The 15,266-nt window shown below is 51.6% G+C and carries 12 protein-coding genes and 1 pseudogene; 4 read left to right on the top strand and 9 right to left on the bottom strand.

What is annotated here, in order from left to right:
• Nucleotide 1: 1 nt before the first annotated feature.
• Entirely contained in the window at nt 2–733 is a 732-nt protein-coding gene (gene yehW / locus QZF50_RS10320) for a glycine betaine ABC transporter permease YehW (RefSeq protein WP_001471850.1), read from the top strand.
• Here the strand turns inward: yehW and QZF50_RS10315 are convergent.
• Together QZF50_RS10315 and mlrA are read right to left on the bottom strand one after the other, a co-directional pair.
• Nucleotides 714–821 (bottom strand): protein YohO, encoded by a 108-nt coding sequence (locus QZF50_RS10315; protein WP_001216961.1) that lies wholly within the window; start codon nt 819–821, stop codon nt 714–716. The genes yehW and QZF50_RS10315 overlap by 20 nt on opposite strands.
• 59 nt (nt 822–880) lie before the next feature.
• Nucleotides 881–1,612 carry an HTH-type transcriptional regulator MlrA gene (mlrA, locus tag QZF50_RS10310; protein WP_001240401.1) on the bottom strand — a complete coding sequence of 244 codons (732 nt, stop codon included), beginning with the start codon at nt 1,610–1,612 and terminating at the stop codon, nt 881–883.
• Between the two features lie 221 nt (nt 1,613–1,833).
• On the opposite strand from mlrA, the gene btsS reads away from it, so the two are divergent.
• Genes btsS through QZF50_RS10295 form a run of 3 tightly spaced genes read left to right on the top strand, consistent with a single transcriptional unit; the run spans nt 1,834 to nt 4,752 of the window.
• Nucleotides 1,834–3,519 (top strand): two-component regulatory system sensor histidine kinase BtsS, encoded by a 1,686-nt coding sequence (gene btsS / locus QZF50_RS10305; RefSeq protein ID WP_001295431.1) that lies wholly within the window; start codon nt 1,834–1,836, stop codon nt 3,517–3,519.
• The gene (gene btsR / locus QZF50_RS10300) at nt 3,516–4,235 is read left to right on the top strand and encodes a two-component system response regulator BtsR (protein WP_000598641.1); all 720 of its coding nucleotides are present in this window, start codon (nt 3,516–3,518) and stop codon (nt 4,233–4,235) included. Before btsS ends, btsR begins: the two co-directional genes overlap by 4 nt.
• A gap of 46 nt (nt 4,236–4,281) precedes the next feature.
• Nucleotides 4,282–4,752, top strand: coding sequence for a DUF1456 family protein (locus tag QZF50_RS10295; protein ID WP_001442361.1), 471 nt, complete (start codon nt 4,282–4,284; stop codon nt 4,750–4,752).
• Between the two features lie 40 nt (nt 4,753–4,792).
• On the opposite strand, the gene QZF50_RS10290 is transcribed toward QZF50_RS10295, so the two are convergent.
• The 7 genes and pseudogenes from QZF50_RS10290 to yehI all read right to left on the bottom strand — a co-directional run.
• A complete protein-coding gene (locus tag QZF50_RS10290; RefSeq protein WP_001295429.1) occupies nt 4,793–5,254 on the bottom strand; it encodes a YehR family lipoprotein in 462 nt (153 codons plus the stop codon).
• Nucleotides 5,255–5,378: 124 nt separating this feature from the next.
• A complete protein-coding gene (locus tag QZF50_RS10285) occupies nt 5,379–7,379 on the bottom strand; it encodes an SWIM zinc finger family protein (protein ID WP_001317947.1) in 2,001 nt (666 codons plus the stop codon).
• Nucleotides 7,376–8,512, bottom strand: a complete 1,137-nt coding sequence (locus tag QZF50_RS10280) for a VWA domain-containing protein (RefSeq protein WP_061892440.1) — start codon at nt 8,510–8,512, stop codon at nt 7,376–7,378. Before QZF50_RS10280 ends, QZF50_RS10285 begins: the two co-directional genes overlap by 4 nt.
• Nucleotides 8,505–10,784: a DUF5682 family protein gene (locus tag QZF50_RS10275; RefSeq protein ID WP_001294366.1), complete on the bottom strand. Its 2,280-nt coding sequence runs from the start codon at nt 10,782–10,784 to the stop codon at nt 8,505–8,507. The genes QZF50_RS10280 and QZF50_RS10275 overlap by 8 nt, the downstream gene beginning before the upstream one ends.
• Before the next feature lie 10 nt (nt 10,785–10,794).
• Complete coding sequence (locus QZF50_RS10270) at nt 10,795–11,883, bottom strand: MoxR family ATPase (RefSeq protein ID WP_000074859.1); 1,089 nt, start codon at nt 11,881–11,883, stop codon at nt 10,795–10,797.
• A 1,149-nt stretch (nt 11,884–13,032) separates the two neighbouring features.
• Entirely contained in the window at nt 13,033–13,386 is a 354-nt protein-coding gene (locus tag QZF50_RS10265; protein ID WP_000636940.1) for a hypothetical protein, read from the bottom strand.
• Between the two features lie 60 nt (nt 13,387–13,446).
• Nucleotides 13,447–15,266, bottom strand: a pseudogene (gene yehI / locus QZF50_RS10260) (DUF4132 domain-containing protein YehI); the annotation flags it as partial.

Here is a 15,266-nt window from a genome sequence, read left to right as displayed (position 1 = left end):
TATGAAGATGTTGCGCGATCCGCTGTTCTGGCTCATTGCTTTGTTTGTGGCACTGATTTTCTGGCTGCCTTACAGCCAGCCGCTGTTTGCTGCCTTGTTCCCACAACTGCCACGACCCGTTTATCAGCAAGAAAGTTTTGCAGCTCTGGCACTGGCTCATTTCTGGCTGGTGGGAATGTCGAGTTTGTTTGCGGTGATCATTGGCACTGGTGCCGGAATTGCTGTCACTCGCCCGTGGGGCGCGGAATTTCGCCCACTGGTGGAAACTATTGCCGCCGTTGGACAGACTTTTCCGCCTGTCGCAGTGCTGGCGATTGCCGTTCCGGTGATCGGCTTTGGTCTGCAACCAGCGATTATCGCCTTGATCCTTTACGGTGTGCTGCCCGTCCTGCAGGCGACACTTGCCGGGCTGGGAGCGATCGATGCCAGCGTGACAGAAGTTGCGAAAGGTATGGGAATGAGTCGTGGTCAGCGACTGCGTAAGGTCGAGCTACCGCTGGCGGCTCCGGTGATTCTGGCGGGCGTGCGAACTTCGGTGATTATCAACATTGGTACGGCGACGATCGCCTCAACGGTAGGGGCCAGCACGCTGGGTACGCCCATCATCATCGGGCTTAGCGGATTTAATACCGCGTATGTGATCCAGGGGGCGTTACTGGTGGCACTGGCGGCGATCATCGCAGACCGCCTGTTTGAAAGGCTGGTGCAGGCGCTTAGCCAGCACGCAAAATAAAGGTATAACCTGCGAGCATGACGCCACCAATTCCGCCGAACGCCATAAACAGGAACAGGGCGATGACCCCAATTTTAGCTATGCGCATAATGCACTCCTTATGTTAACGAAAGGATTGTACAGTAAAGCGCATTTGTTAACGAATCATTAAATGCCGAGTGGGAAAATATCATGGCCTTGTTCTTGCCAACTGGTGAGTTGCTGCTGTTGGGCGGAGGTTCGATTTTCACCGCACCACACCAGCAATGTACGACCTTCGAATAGTTCAGGGCGTAGTTGATTGAGCGAGTGGGCGAGGACATCAATGCGCCATCCTTGTTGACTGGCAATCCAGCCCTCCAGCCACAGACGGGTGGTATCCTGAATATTCCAGCCAACCACCAGCGCATCTTTACCCTGTTTTTTACGTGCCGAAGCCAGACAAATGGCGATGTAGTTGATCAGTACGCCGTCGAGGATCGCCAGCAGCGCCTGGAGAGTCGGTTGTTGGCATTGAAGTCGTCGGCGCAGAGGAATAAACAGATGTGTGGTGAGTGTCTGGGCGGGGTAATCCTGACCGCGCTCTTTGATCCACGTTCGCAGGCTATGCAGATTGCCGCTTTGCAGGTAGGTCAGTAATGTTTCTTGCTGATCGCGCCAGCCGTTCTGCACATCAACATTTTCATTACTGAGCAGCATTTTAACTTTGCTGACCTGCACGCCGTTGTCGATCCAGCGTTTGATCTCGCGGATACGGTCAATATCGGCATCGTTGAACAGTCGATGACCGCCGTCTGTCCGTTGCGGTTTCAGCAACCCGTAACGCCTCTGCCACGCGCGTAACGTGACAGGGTTAATATCACAAAGCAACGCCACTTCACCAATTGTGTAAAGCGCCATCGTCTCACCCTTGCTCGCGAGGTCCCGGTTTAACTTTAGACGCAGTTTTGCGAACCAGGTAGTTTTGCCCGTTTTTTGTGCATCTATAGGGTGATTTTATTTTTGCCAGGCGATTTTGAGTGATCGTACTCACGAATTCTCATTTTTCTGCAAGAGTTCAAAGAAAGTTAAACGCAGGCAATGTATGTTACGCGTTTTAAAGGGAAGTGTGGTTTGCGGGTATGTACGATTTTAATCTGGTGTTGCTGCTGCTTCAGCAGATGTGCGTTTTTTTAGTCATTGCGTGGTTAATGAGTAAAACGCCATTATTCATACCGTTAATGCAGGTCACGGTTCGTCTGCCGCATAAATTTCTCTGCTACATCGTCTTTTCCATCTTCTGCATCATGGGCACCTGGTTTGGGTTGCACATTGACGATTCTATTGCCAATACCCGTGCGATAGGCGCGGTAATGGGCGGCTTACTCGGCGGTCCCGTCGTCGGTGGGCTGGTTGGTCTGACCGGCGGCTTACATCGATATTCGATGGGGGGCATGACCGCGCTAAGTTGCATGATCTCAACCATCGTTGAAGGATTGCTCGGCGGCCTGGTACACAGCATCCTGATCCGTCGCGGGCGCACTGATAAAGTCTTTAACCCCATTACCGCCGGTGCCGTCACGTTCGTCGCTGAAATGGTGCAAATGCTGATCATCCTTGCGATCGCCCGACCTTATGAAGATGCGGTGCGTCTGGTGAGTAATATTGCTGCACCAATGATGGTCACCAATACCGTCGGCGCGGCGCTGTTTATGCGTATATTGCTCGATAAACGCGCGATGTTTGAAAAATACACTTCTGCTTTTTCTGCCACTGCGCTGAAAGTGGCAGCCTCGACGGAAGGCATTTTGCGACAGGGGTTTAACGAAGTGAACAGCATGAAAGTGGCTCAGGTGCTGTATCAGGAGCTGGATATTGGTGCAGTCGCGATTACCGATCGAGAGAAATTGCTGGCCTTTACCGGAATTGGTGACGACCACCATTTACCCGGCAAACCGATTTCTTCGACTTACACCTTAAAAGCGATTGAAACCGGTGAAGTGGTCTACGCTGATGGCAACGAAGTACCTTATCGTTGCTCTTTGCATCCGCAATGCAAACTGGGGTCGACGCTGGTAATTCCGTTGCGTGGCGAAAATCAGCGCGTGATGGGCACCATCAAATTGTATGAAGCCAAAAACCGTTTATTCAGTTCAATAAACCGCACGCTGGGCGAGGGGATTGCGCAACTGCTTTCGGCGCAGATTCTTGCCGGGCAATATGAGCGGCAAAAAGCGATGCTCACCCAGTCAGAAATCAAACTGCTTCACGCCCAGGTGAATCCTCATTTTTTGTTTAATGCGCTTAACACCATTAAAGCGGTGATCCGCCGCGACAGCGAACAGGCCAGCCAGCTGGTGCAGTATCTTTCCACTTTTTTCCGCAAAAACTTAAAGCGGCCTTCGGAGTTTGTTACTCTCGCCGACGAAATTGAACATGTGAACGCTTATCTGCAAATTGAAAAGGCGCGCTTCCAGTCGCGGTTGCAGGTCAACATTGCTATTCCGCAAGAATTATCCCAGCAGCAATTGCCCGCGTTTACCCTGCAACCGATAGTGGAAAACGCCATTAAACATGGGACATCACAACTGCTGGATACAGGGCGAGTGGCAATCAGCGCCCGACGTGAGGGGCAACATTTGATGCTGGAGATCGAAGACAATGCCGGTTTGTATCAACCGGTAACCAATGCCAGTGGGCTGGGGATGAATCTGGTGGATAAGCGTTTACGTGAACGGTTTGGCGATGACTATGGAATAAGCGTCGCCTGTGAGCCTGATAGTTACACCCGAATAACGTTACGACTACCATGGAGGGACGAGGCATGATTAAAGTCTTAATTGTCGATGATGAACCGTTAGCACGGGAGAACCTGCGCGTATTTTTGCAGGAGCAGAGCGATATTGAAATCGTTGGAGAGTGTTCAAACGCCGTGGAAGGGATCGGCGCGGTGCATAAACTGCGCCCGGATGTGCTGTTTCTCGATATCCAGATGCCGCGCATCAGTGGTCTGGAAATGGTGGGGATGCTTGACCCGGAACATCGCCCGTATATTGTTTTTCTCACTGCGTTTGACGAATACGCTATTAAAGCCTTTGAAGAACATGCCTTTGATTATCTGCTGAAGCCAATTGATGAAGCGCGACTGGAGAAAACGCTGGCGCGATTGCGTCAGGAGCGCAGCAAGCAGGATGTTTCGCTGTTACCGGAAAATCAACAGGCGCTGAAATTTATCCCTTGTACGGGGCATAGTCGGATTTATTTGCTGCAAATGAAAGATGTGGCATTTGTCAGCAGTCGGATGAGCGGTGTCTACGTTACCAGCCACGAAGGGAAAGAGGGCTTTACCGAATTGACATTACGTACCCTGGAAAGTCGTACACCACTACTGCGCTGCCATCGTCAGTATCTGGTTAACCTCGCGCATTTACAGGAGATTCGTCTGGAAGATAACGGCCAGGCCGAGTTGATTTTGCGTAATGGCTTAACCGTGCCGGTCAGCCGCCGTTATCTGAAAAGCTTAAAAGAGGCGATTGGCCTGTAAAAGACTGCTAAAATGGCTTTTTGCCTCATCAACACCTGAAGGCCTCATGCTAAGTAACGATATTCTGCGCAGCGTGCGCTACATTTTGAAAGCCAATAATAATGACCTGGTGCGTATTCTGGCGCTGGGTAATGTCGAAGCCACCGCGGAACAGATCGCCGTCTGGCTACGTAAAGAAGACGAAGAGGGTTTTCAGCGTTGTCCGGACATTTTTTTGTCGTCATTCCTCAATGGCCTGATTTATGAAAAACGCGGCAAGGATGAGTCTGCTCCGGCACTGGAGCCGGAACGTCGCATTAATAACAACATCGTGCTGAAAAAATTACGCATCGCGTTTTCGCTGAAAACCGATGACATTCTGGCTATCCTCACCGAACAGCAGTTCCGCGTTTCGATGCCGGAAATTACAGCGATGATGCGCGCACCGGATCATAAAAACTTCCGCGAATGCGGCGATCAATTTTTACGTTATTTTCTGCGTGGACTGGCAGCGCGCCAGCATGTGAAGAAAAGCTAAGACGGGTATGGCGGCCATGCGAAACATGGCCGCCGACAGATTATTTCACTTCTTTAAAACCAGCGGCTTTCATCACCAGTTCCATTTGCGCCATAGTGATACCTTTTTTGGCATCTTCAGCAGAAACGTTGATTCCTGAAATACCCTGCAGGGCTTTAAAATCCACTTTTTCCATATCGATAGTCACGTTTTCCTGCGCGTAGGTATCTGTATAGGTTAATTTTTCTTCAACACCCGCGATGTTTTTGTATTTGGCGCTTAACGGCTCAAGTGTCTTGGCAGCGTCTTCTTTGGTGGTTGCACCAATAGAAGCAAATTGAATTTTGGTTTCAGAAGATTGCTTAAGCACCTTGTCACCTTTGTAGACATAGGTAATGGCAATTTCAGTGCCGTTCAGATTGGCGCTGAATTTCTTCGATTCTTCTTTGTCACCGCAGCCAGCAAGAGAGAAAACCAGAACAGATGCAACAACGAGGGAAAACAGCTTATTGAAAGCCTTCATGTAAAACTCCATTTTATTTAATCAAGAAACTGGTGACTCTCACCAGGGGCTATATAGAATATGCCTAATACCGTGACGTGAGCAGTCCGGAACTGGAGTAGAACTCTTAGTAAAAAGCACTATTTCATCCTTGTTGCTGAAGCATGGGGAATAATTGTTCGCAAAGTAAAACACCGTTATTCATTGCTTCTACCCGTGCCTCGCTTTCTGTATTACGAAATTGTCCCAACACATGTGCCAGCCGATAAAAACCGACCGCGGAGAGGTCATTCGCCAGCAACTCTGCCTGACTAATAGCGCTCTGTTCCTGATAGCGCCAGCCGTTATGGAGCAGTTGAATAAGTAACGCCTGGCAGCGCATCAGCAACTGATGAGCGGTAGACGGCACAGGCAAAACGCTGGCAGAAGGTAGCGGTGCCACAGGCGCAGTTTCTGCGTCCAGCGCCCAGGCGCGGGTTTTTGTCATCATCACCCGTGGTTCCAGTGTCAATTGCCCATCAACAAAACTGACAAAGCCAGAAACCAGACTCACGGGGTCGTCTGTTTGTTGCAAAAGCGCCGCCATGCGTTCAACGGCAAAAGGAGAACAGGCAGATGCCGGAAGGGATAACGTCAGGAGATTATCTTCACCTTCGCCGCTGATTACCTGCGCATCCAGCGTCTGGCGGCTGCTATCCCAACCGAGCGAAATACACTCAGCGACCGGCAGAATAAATAAGTTATCGACCTGATTAAGAGGCCGTATGCAGGCGGGGGGACGCTGGCGTAAATATTCCCGCAAAGCCACAATGCCCGGCTGGCGTAACGGCGCGCTCAACATTTGCCAGGCATCAGGCGACAGCGGCACAACGCTGCTTAAGCGGTTGCGGGTAGCTAACAGCAGCTCGCCATCGGCACTGCGTTTTGCTGCTTGTGAAACAATTTGCCCACCCGCCAGTGCGCCAGCCTGAAAACTAAACAGCCGACGCGTAGCTGCCGGTGAGTTTTCCTGTTCACTTCGCGGCCAACTGCGCGAAAGGTGCAAAATACTGCCGGTGTCGGGATCGGTAAACCAGATGCGTAAACCATAATGCTCAATATCCTGCCAGCAACGCATACCTAAAGACACCAGCCGCAGATGATCAAGCTTTGCTTCTCCGGCAATGCCAGAGCCAACGACCGTGCGCCACGGCACAGGAGGAACTTCACCAACACTGTCGCGCCGGGCCATCTCTTGTGCGCAATTTAATCGACTGTTTAATGCCGCAAGCTGACGTAAGCATTCTCCGGCATGATAGTGGCTGGCGCGAGTGTGGAAGGCATCAACGCTTGCCCGTAGCTGTCGTAGTGATTCACTCACCCAGCGCCAGTTGCAGGCCTCTGCCGCCTGCAATGCGCGGTTGAATGCTGCCTCGTAGTGAATAAGCGGCTGGCTGATGCCGCCAAGCCATAATGCCTGGCTTAATTGCTGAACATATTGACGACACGTTTGGCCTTCTTCGCTGGCAAACGGATCGTCAGATGATGTGACGTGTTCGCTGCGCATCTGCCAGATTAAATGGTTAAATTCTGCTTGCTGCGCTTTGGCCTCGACGAAGGCCTGCACAGCCAGTACGACATGTTCGCAAAGTGTGCCTTCAATACAATCACAACGGGCGAAACGAATACTGCTACGGGAATAAAAACGCACATCGCTCATCGGTAAGCGGGCAGAGGGAATTTCGCCCGGCGCACAGAACAACTCAATGGTGATGCCTTTAGCGACCAGCGCCTGCGCGCGTTTGCGGGTGGCATCGGGCAGGGTAGCCAGTTCTTCCAGCCAGATTGCCGGATCCCACTCTTCTTCTTTTTCCGTGGGCTGGACGGTGGCACAAAGTCGTTGATAACTTAACACCAGCATCACGCGATGACGGCACATGCCGCTGGCCCCGCAGCTGCACTGAGCCTCTTTCAGTGCCTGGCTGTTCGCCAGCTGGGTACGGACACCGTCACTGAAGGTGGCGATTAAAGCGCCGTTCTCATGGCTGATTTCCGGGACGTTGCCATTTTCCAGTTCCTTAAGACTGCGCTTAACAAAACCGGCATTGCTTAACGCCGTCAGTGCCTGCGGTGTCAGTTCTAATAATTCCGGACGTAGTGAATTCATGACTGAAGATTCTCCGCAAGCCATGATGCCAGCTCGCCCGGCGTCATGGCGGCTATTTGTGCGCCGACATTAACCAGCGCCTGGGCCGTATCGCGGTCATAGCAAGGCGTTGCGGTGCTATCGAGCGCTGCCAGTCCCAGCACTTTGATGCCGCTCTGGACACACTTTTTCACCTGATGCGTCAGCAATGATGATGAACCCCCTTCGTAAAAATCGCTCACGAGGATAATGACGCTTTTTGCTGGTTGTTCAATAAGTTGCCGACCATACTCCACGGCACTGGCGATATTGGTCCCGCCGCCCAACTGTACTTTCATTAATAACTCTACCGGATCGGCAACGTCTGCCGTGAGATCAACCACGCTTGTGTCAAACGCCACCAGATGGGTACGAATGCCGGGTAACTGCCACAAACAGGCCGCCATCACCGCAGAGTGGATCACCGAGTCCACCATCGATCCGCTTTGATCAACCAGTAAGACCAGTTGCCATTGTTCGCTTTGGCGTTTAATGCGGCTGTTAAAGCGGGGGGATTCGATATACAACTTGCCGTGTTGCGGGTGCCAGTGTTGCATGTTGGCGCGCAGAGTACTTTTGAAATCAAAGTTTCGCGCCAGTGGAATTAATGAGCGGCGACGGCGATCGCGGACACCAGAAAAAGCCTGACGAACTTCCTTTGCCAGTCGCGCCATAATTTCTTCAACAACCTGGCGCACTATCTGGCGGGCGGCAGCCAGTACTTCGGGATTCATCAGATGTTTGGTGTGCAAAACGGCGCGTAGCAGGCTTTCCGAAGGCTGCATACGTTCCAGCACGTCGAGATTTGTCACCACATCTTCAATGCCGTAGCGCAGTACGGCATCGCTTTCCAGCCGCTCAATCACCTGTTGCGGAAACAGCGTGTGGATACTGTTGATCCACTCAGGAGTGGTGAGATTTGAGCCACCTAATCCACCAGAGCGTTCACCACGCTGGAGCCGTTCAGGATCGCGCCCATACAGCCACTCCAGCGCGTGATCTATCTGCCGGGCGTTGTCATCCAGCCCACAAAGCGTCGTTTCTGCCGCTTCGCAAAGAATTAATCGCCAGCGTTGTAGCTCACGGGTGGTCAGAAGATCGTTCAGTTCAGACATGGAAAACTCCCCAGTGTTGCAGCGATGCCAGTGCCTGCTGTTCGAGTTGTTGATGATGTGCAATGGCTTGCGGTGGACAATGCAACGGCATTTGCAGTGCCGAAACGGGAAGTTGCGCCAGTTGATAATGCTCAAGCACCTGATGCGCCAGCGTTCCGCGTTCTCGTGGCGGTAGCCAGGCCATCGCCGCGCGTAAATCGGGCAGGGCATTGATAAAATTGGCATCACTCAGTTGATTCAAATGGCTGCTGAAACCGGCGATAAATGCAGGTTGACAGGCCAGTTGATGACGGGCTAATGCCAGCAAACCGTGCAGCGCCTCGCCGGATTGTGCCGGGGATAACTGCGCCAGCATCGTCAGCGCCGCTTCGGCACTGGCGTTGGGATGTTCCAGACGCATTAGTGCGCCAAGAGCCGCGCCGCGATCCAGCGCCGGGGCATGAATCGCCTGACTGCGTCGCTCCAGTAAGGCTACCGCCGCAGAAAGCGAAACGCCGGATAAATTAACGCCGCTATGTAGATCGCGCAGAATATGGCAAAGCGCTTGCCAGCTATGCAGGTGAGCGTGAAACTCCTTTTCATCCGGTCTGCCGTTAGATTCACACAGCCACAGCGTGCGATCGATAGCCGCGCATAACGTCGTTTGTAATATCTGCGCGCCTTGCATACCGCTAATTTCATCCAGCCGCCATAAGGCATATAGCACTTCCAGCGCCTGGCCCATTTCGGCAAATTGATTTTCCTGGGCGATTAATAATGTGAGTTGCTCCAGTAATTGTTGACTGAAGGACGCCAGACCCGCTAACGCCGCCTGGCTAAGACATGTGGTGATACTGCCGATTCCACCCGCGTCCAGCATATCGGCTTCTAATTTATGGCGTGCGGCTTCCTGAAGTGTTGCACCAAAGCATGCGGCCTCAATCAATGCCGCATGCTGGCTAAGCGGGCGGGTTAATTTCCAGTGTTCTTCACCGTTGCCTGCAAGTGTCAGTGTACTTCCCTGCTGGCGTACAATCCCAGGGATCTCCAGTATTGCCAGCCGATGTAACACCTGACTTTGCGCCAGCCCATCGGGGGTAAAGCGATTTAAGGTAAGCTCCGCCGGAAGAGAGATTGCGGTACGTTCCAGTTCGCAGGTGACATCTTTTGGCAGAGGCGGTTGTGGCGTGGAAGGGGCAAGTTTACCGAATCCGTCACCCGCTAATGTGTCTATCAACGTTAGCAGAATCGGATCGGTATCGGGATGAATAACGCCGCGATAGCTCCACGGCAACGGTGCATTCAGGGCTTCTTTAATCAACGAGCCTGCTATGGCATCCAGCCAGTCAGTGCGTAACGGTAGTGTATGACCGCGCAACTGTGCCAGTGCCATTGCATGCAGATGTGCGGCAGCCATATCCGCGGTCGAAGCAGGCAAGTTGTGCTGGCGCAAACGGGTGAGAACCGTTTTTAGCAGTTGTTCACCGGCCTGCTGTAAGCCCCACTGCCAGCACCAGTTTTGCCAGACCGGGGCAGGCATACCGGAAAGGTATCCTGCCAGCACATCAAGGCGCTTTTCACTGTAGGGCGTGAGATAACAACCTGTAATGGCATCTGCCAGCGAGGGCAATTCCGGCGTGTTAATGTCCTGCGGGCATTCGCGCCACATTTTTGCCAGTGCCGGAGCGTGCCAGCCACCGCAGACGACTAACACGTCGCCATTATTTTGCTGCACCGCCCATGCAATCCAGCGAGCCATAAAGGCTTCGCGCTGACGATTGAGTGCATCGCCGGGGAAATCGCCCCGCAGTTGGGCAAAATAGTGCGCCAGCGCAGAGGGTAATGCAGTTTGCTGGCTTTCATCTTCGAACAAGTGATCCCACAGGGTATCGCTGTTATCCATGCGGGTGGCACGCAGCAGTAAGGCCTGGCTTTCATCTTGCGTATCAGGCGAATCGTCCTCTTCTTCACTCTGCGCCCAGCAAGGCAAATCGATGAAGTAAGTTTGTGCCTGAATACGACGTGCGGCTTGTAGCGCCTGCCACTCCGGCGAAAATTCAGCAAATGGCGTCCAGGCACCACGCCCGGGGGCTGCACCGTCCTGATACTGGCAATAACTGTAAATAGCTACCGGAAGCTGGTGGGAAAAAAAAAGTTCGTCTACCCGGTCATTAAAATCAGCCGGGCCTTCAATCAACACGTATCGTGGCCGCTGGCTTTCGATTAACGATTTCACCAGCCGGGCGCAGGCCGGACTATGATGCCGGATGCCGACAATTAACGGCTCGCTCATGCCTCTTTCCTCACGGCAGGCGGTGGCGGGCTTGATAATAAGCCTGCCAGTGAGCTTCTTTATGTGTGGCGACACGCTGTTCGAAGTAACGGCGCAGACGAGCGCGATCTTCTTCGTTATCTTTGACGATGGTTCCGGCAATACAGTCCACCAGGTCGGCAGGCTCCCCCGCGCGATTCGCTAAAAACCAGGCGCGGACGCCTACGGCGTGGGCCACGTTCACGGCTTCAGCGGTGGACATAATCGCTGTCAGTGTATCCATTGACGTTTTCTTTTCGCCGTTGGCACGCAGATCGCGGAAGGTGCGTACCAGTAACTCCAGTACTGCGTCAGGCACTTTATGCGGAATACCGCTATGGGCCAGCAAACGCGCCGAAGCACTGGCGACCAGTTCCAGCTCCTGGGCGAAATCCATAATCGGAAAGACGGTTTCAAAATCGAAGCGACGCTTTAGCGCGGCACTCATCTCATTGACGCCGCGATCGCGGGTATTGGCAGTGGCAATAATATTAAAGCCTTCCCGCGCATAGAGCTGACTGGCTTCACCGGTGAGTTCCGGCACCGTCATCACCCTGTCAGAAAGCATACCTAACAGACAGTCTTGTACTTCCAGCGGTGTACGCGTTATCTCTTCAAAACGGACGATTTTGCCGTCGCGCATTCCCTGGTAAAGCGGGGCAGGGACCAGTGCTTCCGTTGACGGACCATGGTTGATAAGCAGGGCGTAGTTCCAGCCGTACTTGATTTGATCTTCGGTAGTAGATGCGCCGCCCTGGATGGTTAACCCGGCATCGCCGCTAATAGCGGTTGCCAGTAATTCAGACAGGAGAGATTTTGCGGTGCCAGGTTCCCCCACCAACATCAAACCGCGCCCGGTGGCAAGAGTGACTAACATGCGTTCGACAGCGGAGGGACTAATCACCACTTTACGGCTAATATTTTGCGCGCTATCGCCAAGGATAAAAGCACGGGCCGCAGGCAAACTTAACTGCCAACCGGGCGGGCAAGGTGCGTTATCATTTTGTTTTAATTTTGCCAGTTCATCGGCGTATAACACAGCAGCAGGCGGACGCTGCAGATGATTATTCTGCGGTGACATATATTCATCCCTGAAATGTATTAATGAAATAAACGATATTTTACGCGCAATAAATGTTTGGCGCATTAGTTGTTTGAGCGAAAAATATCTGGAAAGCAGATCACAGTAAATAAAAAAACCTGCTGGTGAGGCAGGTTCTTTTATTTACTACTTTCAGGCCTAACACCACAGCCTGTGCAACATCGTGTTCCAACGAACGAATTATAACCACGGCTGGACCCCGTTGCAATTAAGATAATGAGATTTATAATCCAGACCGTTGGGACGTTGCGCCGGATCGAATCTATTTCAAGTCCTGGCTACCGGACGGGTGGTGCTGCAGGTGGTGCCCTGATCCGGAGTGCAACATCGTGGTCCAACATACGTAAACCAGTATCGACAGGCAGTGTAAGGGTAAGGTGCTGGTGTTGCGCTCCTTAATAAGGAGAGCGGATGGACACGCTGACACAAAAGTTAACCGTGCTCATTGCTGTACTGGAGCTATTAGTGGCTCTGTTACGGTTGATTGATTTGTTGAAGTAACGGGCAAATTGAAACGCATCTAAGGGGGAAAACCGCTTCCCCCTTTAATAAAATGATTACTGTTTTTATTAATTCATCATATAACTCATTTTTATTTATAAATTCATCGATTTTATATTCAACGCACCATTTGACCGGGATGTGAATATTTATGGTGGGCTATTGGCAAAAAATATCTGGAAAGTAGATCGCAGAAAATAAAAAAACCTGCTGGTGAGGCAGGTTCTTTTATTTACTACTTTGATGTTAAGTTACTGATAGTGCAACATGGCATCTCAACGAACGAATTATAACCACCTCTGGACAGTGTTGCAATTAAGATAATGAGATTTATAATCCTGACTGTTGGGAAGTTGCGCCGGATCGAACCCATTTCAAGTCCTGGCTACCGGACGGGTGGTGCCGCAGGTAGTGCTCTGATCCGGAGTGCAACATGGCGACTCAACAAACGTAAACCAGTATCGACAGGCAGTGTAAGGGTAAGGTGCTGGTGTTGCGCTCCTTAATAAGGAGAGCGGATGGACACGCTGACACAAAAGTTAACCGTGCTCATTGCCGTACTGGAGCTATTAGTGGCTCTGTTACGGTTGATTGATTTGTTGAAGTAACGGGCAAATTGAAACGCATCTAAGGGGGAAAACCGCTTCCCCCTTTAATAAAGTAATATTCTATTAGTTGGTTGAATATATTCTGTAGTTTACGATTAAAAATTGCTATTACAGTTTCAGGTGATTCACCTCGTAATTTTCGCTCATCAATACACTCATCTCTTATATAAATCAACGCATCATTTATTAGCGGGTCAGCATCTTCTCGATCACGTTGATGAAATGTTGGACGTAGCCGGAATCGCTCCAGTCGATAGACGGAACCTGTAAATAATTCAGAGCATTTATGGATCTCAAGTCTGAAGGAAAACGGATTTTCAGGTACAGGGACCTCATAATCGTAAATAGCAACCAGCTCTTTTTGCACGATCATCGCTTTCCCCGCTGGTAAGTCGTGTTGATAACGGGCAGTTGCATCACTGCCCGCTGTGTTTTAATGGAAAATGACGTCAGGTGCGCTTAACGCCTCACTCAAATCAAACACATCAAGTTCGGCAAAAGTGACGGATTTATTGTCACGGTACACTCGAAGAGAACGGAAGCTCATTAGCGCTTTGCTATCAACATTGTAGTGGTTAAAACCGGGTGAAAACTTAAGGACCAGCCGGTACTCACCCAGGTCATAGACAAATGCGTCCTCATAGCCTGACTCCCAGCCTTTGTATCGCATTCCCATAAGTTGCCCAACGGTAGCGGATTTACCTTCCCAGCGAGTCAGGCTGTTACTGGTTGACTCGTCAGGTGTGAGCAGCACCGTGCGGCGCGACAACTGGCGAAAAGGCGGCATAATTTCGTAATCGGCAAAAAGCTGTGCAAATTCACTGCGCATTTCTGCTGTCATTTCTAACGGGTGGGCAATGCCAATCAGAGCGTCCGCAGGCAGGTCAATTGGCTCATCTTGCGCATTGCAGAACTCCCCCTCTGCGGCCACACGAAAGGCTTTGAGTAAACAACGCGGTTCATTTGCCGGATAAACCCCCCATATTAATCGCTGGGTAACCAGACGGGTAAAGGGATGATTAACAAACAGAGAATGAAAATCTGCCAGCGACCAGCGTCGGGTGGTACGTAGGGCCGTTTCAAGACGCGGGAGCAGGTTTTTGCTCACCTGAGTAGCATCTTTTTTTAGCCCTTTTAGTCGGGCCAGTGCCTCGGGCGCTTTCAGTTGATCGTCATCGGCGCGCAAACGGGGAACGCTTTTCTGGCGAACGTTTTGCTGATCAAAGATAACCGGGTTGAGGTTTTCATCGAAGCGAACGGTAAACTGCCGGGGACCAAAATCAAAACTCAACGCCTGCGGATCATCAAGGCCCAGGGTTGGGACTAATCTGTCCGCTAGCTCTTCCTGGCTTAGCCCGCGATTTTCTGCGACCACCTGAAGAAATTCCGCCGCGTTATCACGTAAGGGGCGGGATTTAGCCCGTTGCGATATATGATGCAGCTGTATCAGCGCCATATCATTATTCATCAGGGTAAGGATGTTCAGGCCGCTGACAGCACGGGCAGATTTGCCTTCTTGTGGCCAGGCGAGGATCTGTGTCGTCAGATCCCGTGCCGTGCTTTCGTCACCAAAGAGACTTAACGCCAGAAATGCCCAGTTGTCTTTTGCGGGGGCACCAGCTTGTTGCCACGCAGTGAAGAGATCCCAGGCAAAAGCTGCCAGCGTTTGTGGCTGGCAGAACGTTTTCAGTTGTTCCAGCCCGCTATAAAAACGTCCCCCCTGGGTAAAGCGCAGCATTTCGCCGATAATTTCCAGAGCGTCACCGGTAACAGGCTGATTATTAGTGATAAGTCGAGGCCTGGACCACATTGCCGGATGCCAGAAATCAGGGGCTTTTGGAATGCGTGCCGGGTAAATGTCCATTGGACCCTGTTTAAGCAACTGCTCCAGGGCAGACCATACATCTGTACGCTGCCAGCGGTTTGCCACGGTTTGTAGCAATTCGCCATGTCCCTGTTCGTACAGTAAACGCAGGGCAAGTAATGCGGCTTCGCTATTATCGCTGGGTTTGGTAAAGACAAGAGGGATAAGTGCACTAGCCGTATGTTCCGGCCATTGTAAAATCCACTGGCGAGCCAGATCACGCTGCGCCGCGAAACGTCGCCAGACGCGGGCAACAGGCAGCGCCAGTTCTGTTGCGCCAAAATTTAAAATTAACGGAAATGTTTCTTTTGGACGATGTGAAAAAGCCAACAGCAGACCTGGTAGCGCATCCAATCCGAGGATACTGAGAAAATAGTCCTCACCCGCGA

The organism is uncultured Escherichia sp. (assembly GCF_948475835.1).
Taxonomy (GTDB): Bacteria; Pseudomonadota; Gammaproteobacteria; order Enterobacterales; family Enterobacteriaceae; genus ECMA0423.
Note: the sequence above shows the minus strand (reverse complement) of the source record. Positions and strands in the feature narration are given on the sequence as shown.